Source organism: Caballeronia mineralivorans PML1(12) (assembly GCF_001028175.1).
Lineage (GTDB): Bacteria > Pseudomonadota > Gammaproteobacteria > Burkholderiales > Burkholderiaceae > Caballeronia > Caballeronia mineralivorans.
The window spans coordinates 1-16982 of sequence record NZ_AEJF01000123.1 but is presented as its reverse complement, the minus strand read 5'-3'; the positions used below and the strand labels follow the sequence as shown (position 1 = coordinate 16982).

Sequence of the window (16982 nt, the reverse complement as noted above, 5' to 3'; positions counted from 1 at the left end):
CTTCGGCTCATTCCAAGACCCTGCTCTGTTCAACGTGTCGGGCGCTCCCACGATGACCGACATCACGAATAAATCAGCGTTTCCCTAGGGACACTAACTTGCCGATTGTTGGGATGCGTTTTCTTTGCTTCTGTTTCTTTTTCGCCGTCGTCGGAAAAAGAAATGAAGTGCCGCCACGCACAGTGGCTAATAGTGATAAAAAGAATATCCAACTCATGCAGACCACTAAAGCCGAAAGCAGCAACCCGGCATAGACCCAGACCCACGAGCGCAAGAACCCCAACCCCACCCCGAGTGCGAACGAAAACCCCGTCCACGCTGGTTCCCTTCAGGCACCAACCCAAGATAACGTATTTGTAATCGCGCACCGCCGTCTTCGGCGTAAACTGCCAGTAGCACATATCAGCCCCAGATCCAGGCGGAGCCATGAAAATACTGGTCATCGAAGACGAACAGAAAGCAGGGTTGTACCTCAAGAAAGGCCTTGAAGAATCAGGCTACGTGGTTGACGTCGCAAGCGACGGTGCAACGGGCCTGATCCAGGCGCAGGAAGAGGACTACGACGTGATCGTGCTCGACGTCATGTTACCCACCATGGACGGCTGGACGGTGCTCAAGACCTTGCGCACCAGCAAGGCGACGCCGGTCCTGTTCCTGACCGCCCGGGACGACGTCAGTGACCGGGTGCGCGGGCTTGAACTAGGCGGCGACGATTACCTCGTCAAGCCTTTCGCTTTCGTCGAACTACTGGCGCGCGTGCGTACCCTCGCGCGGCGCGGCCCGCCGCGGGAGAGCGACCTGATCGTGGTCGGCGACCTGGAGATCGACGTCATCCGCCGCAAGGTCCGGCGCGGTGGCAAGCGCGTCGACCTGACGCCGCGCGAGTTTGCCCTGCTTCAGCTACTGGCAAGAAGGCAGGGCGAGGTGCTGAGCCGCACGCAGATCGCGTCCTATGTGTGGGACATGAATTTCGACAGCGACACCAACGTGGTCGAGGTCGCGATTCGCCGGCTGCGCGCGAAGATCGACGACGACTATGACGTGAAGCTGATCCAGACAGTGCGCGGCGTGGGTTATGTCATCGACCTGAAAGAGACTGGTTGATGCGTGCCCGCTCCTTGACGGCCACGCTGGCTTTTGCATTCGCCGGGACGACGCTCGCGGTCTTTGCGTTAGTCGGCACCTTTGTCTATCTTGCGCTCGAACACCAGGTGAAAGCGCAGGATGACCTGGACATCGTGCTCGCGGCGCGTCACACGCGACGCCTTGCAGAGGAACTGGACACGCTTGCAGACGTTCGCGTCTACAGCGAACGCCTGACGAGCCAGGTGCTGGGAAACGAGGCGTTGTCGGTGGAGGTGGTCGACCCTGAAGGGCACCTCCTGCTCGAACATAACGCCCCCAGTACGGCTGGCTCTGTTGCACCGCCGGCGAAGCGCGCCGCGGCATCGCAACAGATCACGGAGGCGCTCATGGCGGATTCGATTTCCGCCGACGGTTTGCCGATCCGCAGCATTGCAGTGGACGCCGTGCTTCAGGATGGCGCGGTCGTAACGATCATCGTGTCGCGCAACATGCACGACCGGTGGTTGTTACTCGACCATTATCGCGATCGCCTGCGTGCGGCGGGAATCGCCGGCATGCTGATCGCATTCCTCATGAGTTATCTGCTGGTTCGCCAGTCGCTCAAACCGTTGCGCGATATCGCGAGAAGCGCCGGCAATGTAACCGTCGACAAGCTCAACACCCGCATCAAAGCTGACAACGTTCCCCAGGAATTGGGCTCGCTGGTCACGGCACTGAATACGATGCTCGGCGGCCTTGATAGCGGCTTCCAGCGACTCTCGCAGTACACCGCCGACCTGGCGCACGACATGCGCACGCCGCTCGGCAACCTGCGTGGTGCGACCGAAGTGGCGCTCGCGCGACCGCGTTCGAGCGAGGAATATCAGGCGCTGCTGGCGTCGAACCTGGAGGAGTGCGACCGCCTGTCGCGCATGATCGAAAACGTGCTGTTCCTTGCCCGTGCCGAGCATCCGCAATTCGCCAGGAATACGCGTGAGTTTGACGTGGAAGCGGAATTGAAAAGGATTGCAGAGTACTTCGAAGGTATTGCCGAGGATGCGGGCGTACACATCCGCGTGATCGGCAACGGGCGGCTAAAGGCCGATGTCGAACTGTTCCGTCGTGCGGTCAGCAATCTGCTCGCCAACGCCGTCCGTTACACGCCGCGCGACGGCGAGATCACTTTGCAGGTGACCGAGAGCGCCAGTGGTCTGCGGGTTACCGTTGCGAACCAGGGAACCCCCATCGATCAAGCGCTGCTCGAACGCATCTTCGACAGGTTCTATCGTGTCGATCCGTCGCGCACCAGCGGCGCGCCTTCGAGCGGATCGACCGGCCTGGGGCTTGCCATCGTGCGTACGATCATGGAGCTTCATGGCGGCACCGTCCACGCCGAAAGCGGCGCGGCCGGCACGCGGTTCATCCTGACGTTTGCGCGGACGTGAGCCCTTGCCAACCGCCGCCCAGCGCCTTCAATAACAACACGCTTGCATCAAGCCTGCGTGCATCGATCTGGTCCGCGGTGCGCTCGTTTGTCAACGCAATGGTCTGGGCAGTCACTACGTCGAGATAACTCACCGCACCCGCCTGAAACCGGTTGGTCGTGAGTTTCAACGCAAGTACGGCTGCCGCTGTCGCGCGCTGCTCGCTCGCCGCTTCGCTCTCCAGCGAGTGCAGTGCCGACATATTATCCTCGACCTGCTGGAAGGCCACGAGCACGGTCTGCCTGTAGTCGGCGACCGAGCCGTCGTATTGCGCATTGGCGCCCTTCAGCGTGGCATCGCGCCGGCCGCCGTCAAAGAGCGTACCGACCAGTTGCGGACCGATCGACCAGAAGAGACTCGATGCGGTCAGCCAGGGCGCAAAAAACGTGCTTTCGAGGCCGGCACTTGCGGACAGCATGAGATCAGGAAAGAACGCGGCATGGGCCTCGCCAATCTGCGCGTTGGCGGCGAATACACGGCGTTCGGCGGCGGCAATATCGGGGCGTCGTTCGAGAAGCTGCGAAGGCAGGCTAGCCGGAATGGCCGGCACTGCGAACGATTCCACCTTTGGAGGGATCGAGAAAGTCGATGCCGGTTCACCGATCAACGTGGCGATCGCGTGCTGCAGTTGCGCGCGCTGGACATCGATATCCGTGTCTTGTGTCCGCGTGCTTTCCAGCTGGGTCGCGGCTTGCGCCACGGCGGAGGCATCGATTGCGCCGTTCTTGAGCTGGTCGTTCAGGATCCGCAATGCGTCGGCATAGGCTTTTACGGTGTCGTCGAGAAGTTTCTTCTGGGTGTCGAGTGAACGCAGGTCGAAGTAATCTACGGCCAGGTCGCTCGTCATCGAAAGACGCACCGCTTCGAGGTCGGCCTCGCTTGCCTGGGCATTCGCTTGCGCGTTGACTGTTGCGTCCTTCACGCGGCCGAAGAGGTCGGGTTCCCACGAAGCGTTCAGGCCGGCTGAATAATCAGGTATGGTCTTGCCCGCAAGCGAATGGCCCTGCACATTCTGCGATGTACGGAACCGGGTTTGCGACGCGCCGGCAGTCACGGTCGGGAAGAAACCGGCGCGCTGATAGTCGACGAGCGAGCGCGCCTGTTGCAACTGCGCGACCGCTTTCTTCACGGTCTGGTTCGATACATCGATACGGCTTTCAAGCTGGTTCAGTTCCGGGTCGCCAAAGACGGTCCACCATGGGCCGCGCGGCTGCGTGTCGGCAGGTGCGGCCGGCGTCCACCCGGCGGCGCCGGCGTAGTGCGCCGGAACGGCGACGTCCGGTTTCTGGTAGGCCGGCATGGTCGAGCAAGCGGCGAGTGCTGCACTCACGCAGGCAACCAGTGTCTTGCGGGTGAAGGAAGCAGGTGACATGGACATGGGCGCGATCCTCACGAAGCGGACGAAGCGATCTGCACCGGCTCGCCGGGACTGATGGCATCACCCGGATTGTCGATCACGCGATCATTGGCGGTGAGCCCGGTCGTGACTTCCACGTGGGTGCCGAAATCCCGTCCGATGGTCACGTTCTTCAGCGCGGTCTTGCCGGTATTGTCAACAACCGCGACCGTCACGCCATTGGGCCGGAAGAGCAGTGCGCTAACCGGCAAGTCGAGCGCCGGGTTGGTGTTCTGCAAGGCCAGATGCACCTGCGCGTAGGCGCCGGGCATCAGCGCGCCGTCGCGGTTGTCGACATCGACTTCCACATGCAAGGTGCGGCTCACCGGATCGATCGCGCCCGCACTGCGTGCGACCTTACCGGCGAAATGCCTGCCTGGATATTGCTGCACGCTCAGATAGACGGCGGTGTCCGGCGTAACGTAGGGCGCATCGTTTTGCGGCACGTCGACGAATACGCGTAGCGTATCCGTCTGCTCGATGTGAAAGAGTTCACCGGGCTGCGCGGCCAGGCCCGGTGAACTGCCTGCCGTGACCAATGAACCCACATTCACGTTGCGTACCGTGATCACGCCGTCGAAGGGTGCGCTTACGTTCTCGTACGAAACCAGCTCGGACAGGCGTTGCACATTGGCTTGAGAGGACTGCAGCATGGCGCGTTTTGCCTGCATGTCGCTGACCTTGGTGTCAGTGTCCTGTTGCGCGACCGACTGCGTCTTCAGCATGTCCTGCCAGCGTTGCGCGGTGACTTTGGCGTATTCGAAATTGGCCTGTGCCGTCGCTTCGTCTGCACGAGCCTGATGAAGCTGCGCATCGAGTTCTGGTGTCTGAATGATGGCCAGTGTTTGCCCGGCCTTGACCCGGGTGCCGATATCGGCATTCCAGTGCTGGATATAGCCGCTCGTGCGGGCGTAGATCGACGCATCGGCGTAGGCTGTCACGGCGCCGGGAAGCAGCAGCTCCTGGGTCGCAGGGGCGTTGTGCGGCTTGATGACGGAGACGCTCAGCGCGTTTTGCGCAGCGGCTTGCGAGGTCAGCGCGGTGCTTGCGTGCAGCCTCGGAACAATGCCGATGACAAGCAGCGCGGCAGCGATGGCGCCGAATGCCAGCGGCACCACGAAGCGTCGCCGTGCGGCAGGCTTGATCTCGTCAGCCGAGGTCTGTGGTTCATGCAGGTCGTTGTGATGGTCCATTTTCTAAGCTCTTTTAAAGGCAGTCACTGGATGGCCGGAGTGGCTTGCGCCGCCGCTTTTTTCAAGCGTCGCTTTTCGATCCACGTGTGGACCATGCCGAAAACGACCGGGACGAAAAGAAGGGTAGAGACCGTGCCGATCGCCAGGCCGCCGATCACTGCACGGCCGAGCGGCGCATTCTGTTCGCCGCCGTCACCGAGACCAAGCGCCATGGGCAACATGCCGATAAGCATCGCGAGCGCGGTCATCAGGACGGGACGGAAACGGCTGAAGCCGGCATCGAGCGCAGCGGTCAGCGGCGCCGCGCCGCCCTGCAACATCTCGCGCGCCGTGTTGATGACGAGAATGCTGTTGGCCGTCGCAATGCCGATACACAAGATCGTTCCTGTCAGCGCGGGAACGCTGAGCGTGGTGTGCGTGGCAAAGAGCATCCATGCAATACCCGCCAGCGACGCAGGCAAGCCGCTGATGATGATGAGCGGGTCGATCCACGACTGGAAGTTCACGACCATCAGGAGGTACACCAGCACGATGGCGAATACGAGTCCCATCCCCAAGCCGCTGAACGATTCGTTCATCGACTGCACCTGGCCGCGCAGGACGATCGAAGAGCCGGGGGGCAACTGTGCCCGCGCCTGATCCACGAGCGTGGTCACGTCGGAGGCCACGCCGCCGAGGTCGCGTCCTTGCGCCGAGGCGAAGATGTCGAGCACGGGTTGCACGTTGTAGTGCGAGACCACGGCTTGCTGCGTGCTGCGCGACATCGTGCCGAGCGAGCCCAGCAGGTTTTGCGGCGCGGTCGAGCCCGCGGCTTGCGTCAGCGGTACGTTCGCGAGCGTCTGCAGCGAATGAATATCGTATTGCGGCACTTCGGTCATCAATGGATAACTCACGCCGTTCTTTGGATCGAGCCAGAAGTTTGGCGTGGTCTGCGAACTGCCCGACAGTGCGATAAGCAGGTTCTGCGCAACGTCCTTTTGCGTCAGGCCGGCCTGGATCGCCTTGGTGCGATCGACGTTCACGTTGATCGCGGGCTCGTCTCCAGGCTGCTGGATACGGGCATCGACGAGACCGCGCACTGACCGCAGTTTCGCCAGCAGATTGTTCGCAACAACGCGGTTCTGGGCGAGCTTGTTGCCGACGATCTGGATGTCGATTGGCGCGGGAAGGCCGAAGTTCAGGATCTGGCTGACGATATCCGCCGGCAGGAACGCGAAGGTAGTGCCAGGGAACGAGGCGGTCAGTACGTTGCGCAGCTTGGCGACATAGTCCGCGGTCGGCGCATGTCCTGCCTTCAGCGTGATCATGATGTCGGCGTCTGCCGTTCCAACCGGTGCCGACGAATCATAGGTCAGGTTGATGCCGCTCACCGGAACGCCGATGTTGTCGAGCAAGGCGGCCTCTTCCGACTTCGGAATGACAGTGAGGATCTTCGCTTCGACTTCGTCTGCGATACGCGCCGTCTGTTCGATCCGGGTGCCGGTCGGTGCACGCATATGCAGGCGGATTTCACCGGTATCCACGGACGGGAAGAAATCGCGGCCTGTGAAGGGCACGAGCGCGAGCGAACCCACGCAAAGCAGCATGAAGATCAGCAGGAACCGGTGGCGATTCTCGATTGCGCGGCTGAGCGTTCCCTTATAACCGTGGCGTAACTGTTCGAAGCGATGTTCGAATGCCATCTGGAATCGTTTCAGGAACGCGAACGGTCCCCGTGGCGGCTGGCCGTCCTTCGAAGGTGCCTTCATCAGATACATCGCCAGCGTCGGGATCAGCGTGCGCGAGAAGAAGTATGACGCGCACATTGCGAACACAACAGCTTCTGCCAGCGGCACAAACAGGTAACGGGCCACGCCTGAGAGCAGGAACATCGGCACGAACACAATGCAGATCGAAAGTGTTGAAACGAAGGTCGGCACCGCGATCTCACCCGATCCATTGAGGATCGCGTCATGCAGCGGTGCGCCGTTCTCCAGATGGTGCGTGATGTTTTCGATAGCCACGGTCGCGTCGTCCACCAGGATCCCGACTGCCAGCGCCAGGCCTCCGAGGGTCATGATGTTGATGGTTTCCCCGAGCGCCGAGAGCGCGATCAGCGAGGTCAGCACCGAAAGCGGAATGGTGACTGCAATGATCAGGGTCGCGCGCCAGCTGCCGAGGAACAGCAGGATCATCAGCGCGGTAAGGCATGCGGCGATCAGGGCTTCCCGAACAACACCGGTCACAGCCGACTTCACGAATACCGACTGATCGGAAAGCGGAGTGATGTGCAGGGCCTGGGGCAAGCCGGCGGAGATCTTCGGCAGCATGGCCTTGATTTGACTGATGATGGTCAGCGTCGACGTGCTGCCGGTCTTCTCCACCGTGAGCAGCGCGGCGCGCTTGCCTTCGCTGCGCACGATGTTGGTCTGCGGCGCGTAACCGTCGCGCACCTGCGCGACGTCGCGTACATAAACCACGCCGCCTTTGACGGTCTTGATCGGCAGGTTGTTGAGCGCCGCGACGCTGTCGGTGCTACCGTTCATTTGCACGTTGTATTCACGCGAGCCGATCTTGGCCGTGCCGCCCGGCAGGATCAGGTTCTGCACATTGACGGCATTGACCACGTCGCTGGGCGACAAGCTTTTTGCCTGCATTGAACGAGGATCGATGTCGACCATGATCTGGCGGATCTTGCCGCCAAAGGGCAGCGGGACGGCAGCGCCCTGCACGGTAGCAAGCTGCGTACGGATGAAGCTGTTGCCAAGGTCATAGAGCGTTTGCTCGGGCAACGTGTTGCTCGACAGGCCAAGTTGCAGGATAGGCACGGTCGATGCGTTATACGTAATGATGTTCGGCGGCAAGGTGCCCGGGGGCAGGATACGAAGAAGGGATTCGGCGTTCGAACCGGCCTCTGCGATAGCGCGGTTGATATCGGCGCCGGGGTGAAAGAAGATCTTGATGACCGAGACGCCGTTCAGCGACTGCGATTCAATATGTTCGATATTTTCAACGTCGGAAGTGAGCGCACGTTCGTAGTTCGACGTGATTCGCTGCGCCATGTCTTCCGCGGAGAAACCGTTGAACGACCAGACAATGCTCACCACCGGAATATTGATATTTGGGAAAATATCCGTAGGCGTACGCATGATGGCAAGCGGTCCCATGATGAACAGCAGGATCGCTAGAACAATAAAGGTGTAAGGCCTGCTCAGGGCCAGTCTGACAATCCACATGACAATTCCCGGAAGATAAGCTGCGCTTGAAAAGCGGAGACTTCGTGATGTGCGCCAAGTGTCGCGTTTTGGTCGTTACTCGGTACTGACCGCAACGTTACAAAGCCGTTATCTTCGGGGGCAGAAGGCGCGTAAGGGCAACATGACAATCTTGTCATCTGAGCGTCAGCTTCGGGTCAGCCCTTGCCGCGCAGAATGAAGTTCACTCATCACCGCTTCCAGGACGATGAGGATGGGCTTCATTCATGGAGAGTGAAGCCACTTTTCCAAAGAGGCGACTCATCATGAAAGCACTGATCTGCACAACGCTAGCACTTGCACTGGCGGTTCCCGCCGTGTCGTTCGCCCAAACCACGGACGCTCCTATCACGCGCGCCCAAGTACGCGCCGATCTCATCCAGCTGGAAAACGCGGGGTATCGCCCAACCTCGGAGGACACTTACTATCCGGCCGACATTCAGGCGGCGGAGGCACGCGTGCATTCCGGCGACACGGCTTCCAGCGGGTACGGCGGAGTGGGTGAGAATGGAACGTCGACGTCACATGCGCCGGCAGGCGGAACCAATGTGGCCCCGGTGTACAACGGTCAGTGATTCCGACGGTTGTGTAGCAGTGGAAATGGCAGCGCGGCACAGCGCCGGACGAAGCAACGTCCGGCGCTGTGCCGCTGTTTTAGCTTAGGTTTGGCTTAGTTTTGACTTATTAAGTGCGCTGTCCTTGTTCGCGGGCCTCGCCCCTGGTCTCCGCCTGCAACGCGCGCACGCGCGCCGGCAGGAAGGGGTGGATCAGCAACTGGTAAGCACCGCCGCCAATCACGCCGCCTATCAGCGGCGCGACCACGGGAATCCACCAGTAGTTGTCGGGCGAAGGCAGCGCCGAAGAACCCCAGCCTGCGAAATACGCAAACAAGCGCGGGCCGAGATCGCGAGCCGGGTTCATCGCCCAGGCTTCCAGATACCCCATCGACGACCCAAGAATTGCCACCAGGAAACCGATCATGAGCGCACCGGCGTTGGCCTGTGGAGCCATTTCGTTGAACTGCTCGGTGATCGCGAAAATCCCGAACAACAGAAAGGCCGTCAGGATGACTTCATCGGAGAACGCGTGCATGGGGGTGATGGCCAGGCCCGGATGCGTGAAGAACACGCCGGCTGCGCCGCCGTCCGCACGCGACAGGTGATGGACCGCGTTGTAATGATCGATCACCGGGCCGAACAGCGCGTAGACAATGACGGCGCCGAGAATGCCGCCGATCAGTTGCGCTACCCAGTACGGCAACACTTTCTTCCACGAAAAACCGCGAAATAGCGCAAGCGCGAGCGTCACCGCGGGATTGGCGTGGGTGCCCGAGATGGAGCCGGTGACATAGATGGCGAGGGTCACGGCTAGGCCCCACGAGATGCAGACGCCCCAGTAGGCGTTCACATATGGGCTGGGATCGTATAGCACGTACATACACGCCACCGAATCGCCGAATGCAATGATGATGAGAACGGCGATAGCCTCGGAAATGAGCTCGCCGACGAATTGCCTGCCGGTAGGTTTTGCAATAGTTGCTGACACGAGGAGACACTCCAAAGAAGATGAACTGCGCTGCAGGGAAGGACGCCAGGATGACGCGGCTGAGACTGGGCCTGAGCCCGTGGCTCAGGTGGCGTCGGCCCATGCCTTGGCGGCATTCACTGCACGTTGCCAGCCGTGCATCTGACGCTTGACGTCCTCGGCCGCTATATCCGGCGAGAAACGACGGTCCAGCTTCCATTGGCTTTGCAGTTCATTCACATCTTTCCAGTAACCGACTGCCAGCCCGGCCAGATAGGCCGCGCCCAGCGCAGTGGTCTCGCTGATCTGCGGGCGCACTACATCCACGCCCAGCATGTCCGCCTGGAATTGCATCAGGAGGTTGTTGGCGACTGCACCGCCATCCACGCGCAATTCGCCGATGCGGATACCGGAATCGGCTTCCATGGCTTTCAGGACATCGATCGATTGAAAGGCGATGCTTTCGAGTGCCGCACGCGCAATGTGACCGGAGGTCGTGCCACGTGTCACGCCGAACAGCGTGCCGCGGGCGCGTGCATTCCAGTGCGGCGCACCCAGGCCGGCAAATGCGGGCACCATATAGACGCCGTCGCTATGCGCGACGCTGCGCGCAAGTGCCTCTATTTCATTCGCACTCTTGATGATTCCAAGTCCGTCGCGAAGCCATTGCACGACGGCGCCTCCGATAAAGATGCTGCCTTCCAGCGCGTAGTTGACCTGGTCGCCGATCTGCCATGCAATGGTGGTGACCAGGTTGTTGCGCGATTCGATCGGCTTGTCGCCCGTATTCATGACAAGGAAACAACCGGTGCCGTAGGTGTTTTTCACCATGCCCGACTTCGTGCACATCTGGCCGAAGAGGGCGGCATGCTGGTCGCCCGCAATGCCCGCCAGCGGAATCTTCGAGGCGAATACCGTGGTCTTGGTGGGGCCGTATACATCGGACGAGGCGCGCACTTCGGGCAGCATGCTGCGCGGAATGTCGAGCGCGTCGAGCAGTTCGTCGTCCCACTGCAGCGTGTGGATGTTGAAGAGCATGGTGCGCGACGCGTTGGTGACGTCGGTGATATGCAGGCCGTGTTTCGTGAAATTCCACACCAGCCAGCTATCGACCGTACCGAACGCGAGCCGTCCTTGCTTCGCCTTCTCACGCGCACCTTCCACGTTGTCGAGGATCCAGCGGATCTTGGTCGCGGAGAAGTAGGAATCGATAGGCAGCCCCGTTTTGGCGCGGACCTTTTCTTCCAGCCCTTGTGCCTTTAACTGGTCGCAGAAGTCGGCCGTGCGGCGGTCCTGCCAGACAATGGCGTTATAGATCGGCTGACCGGTCTCGCGATCCCAGACAATGGTTGTCTCGCGCTGATTGGTAATGCCGATAGCGGCGATCGAGGCGCCGTTCAGACCGGCGCGTGTGACGGCTTCGGCGGCGACGCCAGCCTGGGTCGACCAGATTTCCTGCGGGTCGTGCTCGACCCAGCCCGGTTGCGGATAGATCTGGCCAAATTCCTTCTGCGCTACCGACACTACGTTGCCCTGGCGATCGAACACCATGGCGCGTGAACTCGTCGTGCCCTGATCGAGCGCGAGGATGTATTGATCCTGCATTGTCTTCTCCACTGGTTTTTGAATGGATCGCCGCTTCGTGCATGATGCCTGGCGACGTTGCTGACTTCTTGTTTTGACTACGGCTTCGGTGAGACGGGCGCTTCTACAACATTGCGTTTTGAGTGCGACGTTAAAAACAAGTGACTGCTTTATACGGTTAAAAGAGCGGCGGCTCCCTGTTCGCAAAACAACACTGACAGGCCGCGTCCTGTGGCATCGCATGCAATGCCAATACGACGCTCTACAGCCAGCAGATCAGCCATTCCGCTCTGTTTAACGGTGTCCGTTCCCTGTCAATAAAAGAAAACCTATCGAACCAATAATGTTCGCATTCGAATGCTAGTGAACAAAATCGAAAATGTAAAGCCACATTTAGTGGCATGTAACCGTGGTGTGGGGCTGCGATTGTTAGTTAGTAGAAAAGCTCGAAAACGGCGAAGTGAAAGCTCGTGAAGGTTCGAAAGAGAACGGACGTGACCTCGAATAGCGTCCGAAATGGGTGGACGCTTCGAAGGAAAAGTTGAAGCGCCGATGGTTGCGCTTTCGGGAATGGCAAGCTGAGTGCCGGCTCCGTTGCCGGTCACCGGAACGTGAATTTTCGTAAGGGTTGGCTAAGCGAAGGTGCGTCGATCGAGCTGGCTGGCAGCTACGGGTTCTGCATTGGGATTTCGATAGCAGCGCTGCTGCAAGCCAAAGCGCGAACGCTTTTTAGATTCAGGAGACCAGGGCAATCCGGCAGTAATTCACGGGTGCAGGTACAGTAAAACTCCGCGACCAAAAAGTTTGCCGCGGCTGATGCAACGTCGAAGAAGAGGCGAACAATGCGGGTCATTAAACAGGTCATCAAGCGGCCCAATGAGCGGCTTACCAAGGCCTTTCGCGTTGCCGCCGCGGTCGCGGCCGTGTCTTTCGGGTTGTTGTCAACGCTCGCGCATGCAGGCTCGATCGATGAGCAACTGGATTGCAAATCGACGGGCCATGGATTCATCAGCGCGCTGTTGCAAAGTGGGGAGATACAGTCCAAGCCGATGCGGGTCGAGTCGAATTCCATCAACGCGTTCCGGCCCGCTCGGGGCGTGAAGCTGACGGCTTTTGATTTTCAGGTCTTCGTCGTGCTCGGATATGAAAAGGATGATCCGATCTTCAAGCCGGGCAAGGGTGACCCTATCGGGGAGTCGGCGTACGGCGTGGTGGTTACGGGCGCGTCGGACGACGTCAAGGACCGCCTGCGTCAGATAGGCAGCAACGCTACGGTTCACGAAGTGACGCCGGTGATGACGGCCATTCTTTGTCAGGCTCACTGAAGGGCGAACCGCGAAGCACGCGGGGATTTCTACAAGCGTCTTGAGCGGCTCGGGGACTACGAGAGCCGCTCAAAACGCTAAGCCCAGGTTTGTTATTCCGCTGCCGCCGGCAGCCGCACATTTTCAGTGCGCAGTGTGAAGCGGGCGATGACCAAGGCCACCAACGCGGAGATGGCGATGCCGATCACCATGGGCTTCGGTGCGCCGTCGGCGAAGAGGCCGGACACAGCCATCACCGCTGCGCCCACGACGAACTGCAATGCACCCATCAGCGCCGAAGCCGTGCCTGCGATTGCACCATGACTTTCAAGCGACAAGACAGCGCTAGTCGGCAATACGAGTCCCAGGAAACCATACCCGACAAACAAGAAAACCATCATGAGCGCGAGACTGTCGGCACCCGCCAGGAACAGCGCGGCGACGATGCACATCGAAATCGCGAAGCCCGTAACAGCCACGCGAATGACGCGCGGCAATCCGTACTTGGCGGTCAGGCGCGCGGTCAACTGGCTGAAGCCGAAAAACGCGGCCGCGTTAAGCGCGAAGCACAGGCTGAACATGGTCGGCGACAAGCCATAGTGGTTGATGATCACGAATGACGCGCTCGCCAGATAGATAAAAAACGACGAGACCCCAAACGCGCCGACAAAGGTCAAGCCAAGGAACGTCGGGTCGGTGAGGAGCTTGCGATAACCCTCGAACGCACTGGCCCACGAGCTATCGGCGCGATGATGGATTTCCCGCGTCTCCTTCAACTGGGTAGCTGCAAGCAGCAAGGCAAGCCCACCGGCCACGGTCAGTGCCCAGAAGACACCTCGCCAGCCAAATGCCGCGATGATGAAGCTTCCCGTAAGAGGCGCAAGCAGCGGCGAAACACTCACGACGAGCATGAGAAGCGACATAAGCCGGGTTGCATCGTGGCCGGTGTAAAGGTCCCGCACGATCGCGCGCGGGACGACCATGCCAGCACACGCACCCAGCGCCTGGAGCACGCGGAAGCCAATCAGGACGTAAATGTCCGGTGCGAAGGCGCAGCCCACGCTGCCAATGGTAAAGATCGCAAGACCGGCATAGATCGGCATCTTGCGGCCGAAGATGTCCGAGAGCGGGCCATACACGAGCTGGCACACGCCGAGCGTGATGAAAAACACCATGAGACTCATCTGCACCGCGGCCGGGGTGGCATTGAGCGCACCCCCGATAGAAGGTAGGGCGGGCAGGTACATATCGATGGCGAATGGACCCACGGCGGTAATCAGGCCCAGCACAATGGCAAGTTGAAGAAAGCGTCGTGTCATCATTTATCGGTAGGAAAGTGTGGCGGCATCGTAATCGAAACGAGGGGTGTGCGGCGCGGCGTTTAGCCGGGACTCGCACTCCCTCTTTTCATATCCGATGCCAACGTGCAATCAGTCGGCTCACCCGCGATGCGTCTAGTGGACACGCGCGCCAGCCCAAGCTAAACGCGCGAGGCGGCGTATTCCAGTTTCGGGTACCAGTCCGTGCCACGCCCGCCGGGTGTCAGGTCAAGCATCGCCCACAGCGGCATGGGGTCGGGTGCGCCCCGCGGGTCCTGGCCGGGATCCGCTGTTTGCGGGCCCATTTCATCGCCCCAGAAGTGGCGCAAGGTGCCGCCCGATCGAGTGAAAACGTTGAACGCCGGGTTGTCGCCAGCGTCCGGATCTTCGTTGGCATAGTCGCGATTGAAGCTGTTGCTACCCGACGAATACACGCGCAAGTAGCGCCAGCCGCGCTCCTTCTTGAAGGCTACCAGCCGCTCGATCGGCCCTCTCGCTATCACCGCAAAAGCCACGCGCTGCAGGATATCGGGCATCTCGCCGTCGAGTGCGCTGAGCAGTGAGGTGCACATCGGACAAGGCCGTTCGCGCTTGGGACCGAACATCCAGTTATAGGTAATCAGGGTGTCATGATCGCCGAACATTTGCGTCAGCGTGGCCGCTCCGTTCTCACCGTCGAAACGGTAGTCCCGCGGCAGCTCGCCACCGGGCGGAAGCGCCCGCCGAAGGGCTGCCACCCGCTCGATGTGGCGCCGCAATTCGATTTCTTCTGCAAGCAATGCGTTGCGTGCGCTGCGATATTGCGTGCTTTCGCCCGGAAACCGCCGCGTTGACTCTGCGAGCGCCTGGGCCGGTTTCAATGTGTGCGCAGATCCGTTTAAGGAAGCCATGAATGATCTCCTCGCGAGTTAAAGGAAATGAGGGCGCGATGCGGCGCGTTTATTAGCGCATTGCCGGACCACCGCCGTATGAACACGACGAGCGATGCCTAAGGAAATCGACATTGCCCGCTTTATATATTTCGATATTCGCTAAGACGCACGCCGCAACGTGAGGGGCGAAGGCTTTCACATCGGAAAGAAATGCGGGCGTCGCGATGACCGGTCCGGTTTAGCTATGCTTGGAAACGCGAGTGCGAAACGGCGCTGCACTAAGACACTAAGGCGCCAAGGATTTCGCAAAAGCGTTTGCCTTAAGCGGACCCGAATTCTGCCTCTGCCGCGCATGAGGTGCACTATAGTGAAATCCGCACCGGCGTGCTCAGATGGCCACGACCCTGTCCGGCACCGTCATGAAGAACAAGAAGGAGCGTGATCCAATGATCCAGGGACATCCGATATCTTGCCCATGCTGCGGTGATCCGCAGAGCCGCGTGCTTACCCGCCGTCGTTTCCTGGCCCTCGCAGGCGAGGGTGCCGCGGCACTCGCCTTGCTGCCGCGCTCCGCTTACGCCGCCGAAGCGCCTCCGGTCATTGCTTACGACTCCATCCCCGATCCGCTGCACTTGCCACGCGATGTTTATTTCGGCGAGTGTTCCGGCGTCGCACTGAATTCCAAAGGTCACATCTTCGTGCTTTCGCGCGGCAATCCCAGCGGCCCGGCTTATGGTGCGGCCGCGGCTCAGCTACTCGAATTCGCGCCCAACGGCCGCTTTGTTCGCGAGATTGGCCGCAACCTCTATGCCTGGTCTTTCGCGCACACGGTCAAGGTTGACCGCGAGGACAATATCTGGGTGACGGACAAAGGTTCGGACATGGTGATCAAGTTCACGCCGGAGGGTCGCGTTGCGATGGTCTTCGGCCGCAAGCAAGAGGCGGCGGACGAGGAGACCGGTCCGCTGAAGCATCCGAATCCGCCGCTTGCCGCCGAGCCGGGCCGCTTCCGCCAGGTGACCGATGTGGCCTGGGACACCGCCGGCAACACCTATATCAGCGACGGTTATATCAATTCGCGCGTGGCCAAGGTCGACAAGTACGGTAACTGGCTCAAGTCGTGGGGTGAACGCGGCACTGGCCCTGGCCAGTTCCACACGCCGCATAGCATCGCGCTCGACGCCAAGGGGAGCGTCTATGTAGCCGACCGCAGCAACCGGCGTATTCAGGTGTTCGACGGCGAAGGTAATTTCCAGCGCCAGTTCACCATCGACGTGCCGGTGCCTCCCGGCGCGCGACCGGCGATTGGTTATGTGCCGGACGAGGCGGCAATAGCCGCCGGCACCTTTGCACCCGGCTCGCCTTGGGCGATCTGCATCTCGCCGGGACCGAACCAGGTGCTGTACAGCTCGGACGGGTTTCCCGGGCGCATCTACAAGCTGTCGCTCGACGGCGAGGTCCTGGGGGTGCTCGGCGAATCAGGCAAGCAATTGAAGCAGTTCGGCTGGATTCACGAGATGGCGTGTCCGTCTGAGAACGTGCTGTTTGTTGCCGAACTCCTGAACTGGCGTGTACAGAAGCTGGTGCTGCATTCCTGACAAGGGCAAAACGTCGAACCCGATTGGTCCAGTGCTCCGGTTTCACTCGCTACATCCTGCATCTTCGGCGGTTTTCGTGACCGCCGCGTCTATTTACCCGCCATTGACCCAGCCCACCTGACGTGCGGCGATAAACAGTATCCAAATCCCGAATAGTGCTTGAGAAGCGTTGTGCCATGCGGATCAAAGCCGGTGCGCCGGACGCACACGCCCGCGTTTAGGGGTTGCCCCGCATAGGCGACGCCGATATCCCGCCACTAGTATCCCGGCCATGTTTACGCGGTTCGCAAAGCGAAACTATGTTCGTATAACGAACACACAAAACTATTCTAAAAACACAGGAGGCGGAGATCGATGAAACTTTCAACATTGCTAATAGGCGGACTCAGTGTGGTCAGCGCACCTGCGTT

13 protein-coding genes are annotated in these 16982 nt (G+C 60.3%); 5 read left to right on the top strand and 8 right to left on the bottom strand.

Features of this window, described 5'->3' with window-relative positions; all coding sequences use genetic code 11:
* Positions 1-62: 62 nt before the first annotated feature.
* The gene (locus EOS_RS19515) at positions 63-428 is read right to left on the bottom strand and encodes a hypothetical protein (RefSeq protein ID WP_152693149.1); all 366 of its coding nucleotides are present in this window, start codon (positions 426-428) and stop codon (positions 63-65) included.
* Here EOS_RS19515 and EOS_RS19510 point away from each other — a divergent pair.
* Together EOS_RS19510 and EOS_RS19505 are read left to right on the top strand one after the other, a co-directional pair.
* On the top strand, positions 427-1104 hold the full coding sequence (locus EOS_RS19510; RefSeq protein ID WP_047848327.1) for a heavy metal response regulator transcription factor: 678 nt from the start codon (positions 427-429) through the stop codon (positions 1102-1104). The two genes, EOS_RS19515 and EOS_RS19510, sit on opposite strands and share 2 nt — an antisense overlap.
* On the top strand, positions 1104-2510 hold the full coding sequence (locus EOS_RS19505; RefSeq protein ID WP_047848326.1) for a heavy metal sensor histidine kinase: 1407 nt from the start codon (positions 1104-1106) through the stop codon (positions 2508-2510). Before EOS_RS19510 ends, EOS_RS19505 begins: the two co-directional genes overlap by 1 nt.
* Here the strand turns inward: EOS_RS19505 and EOS_RS19500 are convergent.
* Genes EOS_RS19500 through EOS_RS19490 form a run of 3 tightly spaced genes read right to left on the bottom strand, consistent with a single transcriptional unit; the run spans position 2485 to position 8353 of the window.
* On the bottom strand, positions 2485-3927 hold the full coding sequence (locus tag EOS_RS19500; protein ID WP_047848325.1) for an efflux transporter outer membrane subunit: 1443 nt from the start codon (positions 3925-3927) through the stop codon (positions 2485-2487). The two genes, EOS_RS19505 and EOS_RS19500, sit on opposite strands and share 26 nt — an antisense overlap.
* 11 nt (positions 3928-3938) lie before the next feature.
* The gene (locus tag EOS_RS19495; RefSeq protein ID WP_082163435.1) at positions 3939-5138 is read right to left on the bottom strand and encodes an efflux RND transporter periplasmic adaptor subunit; all 1200 of its coding nucleotides are present in this window, start codon (positions 5136-5138) and stop codon (positions 3939-3941) included.
* Positions 5139-5161: 23 nt separating this feature from the next.
* Complete coding sequence (locus EOS_RS19490) at positions 5162-8353, bottom strand: efflux RND transporter permease subunit (RefSeq protein ID WP_047848324.1); 3192 nt, start codon at positions 8351-8353, stop codon at positions 5162-5164.
* Positions 8354-8637: 284 nt separating this feature from the next.
* On the opposite strand from EOS_RS19490, the gene EOS_RS19485 reads away from it, so the two are divergent.
* Entirely contained in the window at positions 8638-8946 is a 309-nt protein-coding gene (locus EOS_RS19485) for a DUF4148 domain-containing protein (protein ID WP_047848323.1), read from the top strand.
* Positions 8947-9055: 109 nt separating this feature from the next.
* Here EOS_RS19485 and EOS_RS19480 read toward each other — a convergent pair whose 3' ends face one another.
* Both EOS_RS19480 and glpK read right to left on the bottom strand, forming a co-directional pair.
* On the bottom strand, positions 9056-9916 hold the full coding sequence (locus EOS_RS19480) for an MIP/aquaporin family protein (RefSeq protein ID WP_200908671.1): 861 nt from the start codon (positions 9914-9916) through the stop codon (positions 9056-9058).
* An 84-nt stretch (positions 9917-10000) separates the two neighbouring features.
* Positions 10001-11500 (bottom strand): glycerol kinase GlpK, encoded by a 1500-nt coding sequence (glpK, locus tag EOS_RS19475; RefSeq protein WP_047848322.1) that lies wholly within the window; start codon positions 11498-11500, stop codon positions 10001-10003.
* Positions 11501-12321: 821 nt separating this feature from the next.
* Between glpK and EOS_RS19470 the strand changes: the two genes are divergently transcribed.
* Positions 12322-12804, top strand: coding sequence for a hypothetical protein (locus tag EOS_RS19470; protein WP_235442885.1), 483 nt, complete (start codon positions 12322-12324; stop codon positions 12802-12804).
* A gap of 92 nt (positions 12805-12896) precedes the next feature.
* On the opposite strand, the gene EOS_RS19465 is transcribed toward EOS_RS19470, so the two are convergent.
* Both EOS_RS19465 and EOS_RS19460 read right to left on the bottom strand, forming a co-directional pair.
* On the bottom strand, positions 12897-14102 hold the full coding sequence (locus EOS_RS19465; protein ID WP_047848321.1) for a multidrug effflux MFS transporter: 1206 nt from the start codon (positions 14100-14102) through the stop codon (positions 12897-12899).
* Positions 14103-14263: 161 nt separating this feature from the next.
* Positions 14264-14992 carry a DUF899 family protein gene (locus tag EOS_RS19460; RefSeq protein WP_047848320.1) on the bottom strand — a complete coding sequence of 243 codons (729 nt, stop codon included), beginning with the start codon at positions 14990-14992 and terminating at the stop codon, positions 14264-14266.
* 428 nt (positions 14993-15420) lie between these two features.
* Between EOS_RS19460 and EOS_RS19455 the strand changes: the two genes are divergently transcribed.
* Positions 15421-16572 carry a peptidyl-alpha-hydroxyglycine alpha-amidating lyase family protein gene (locus EOS_RS19455; protein ID WP_047848392.1) on the top strand — a complete coding sequence of 384 codons (1152 nt, stop codon included), beginning with the start codon at positions 15421-15423 and terminating at the stop codon, positions 16570-16572.
* The last annotated feature ends 410 nt before the right edge of the window (positions 16573-16982 follow it).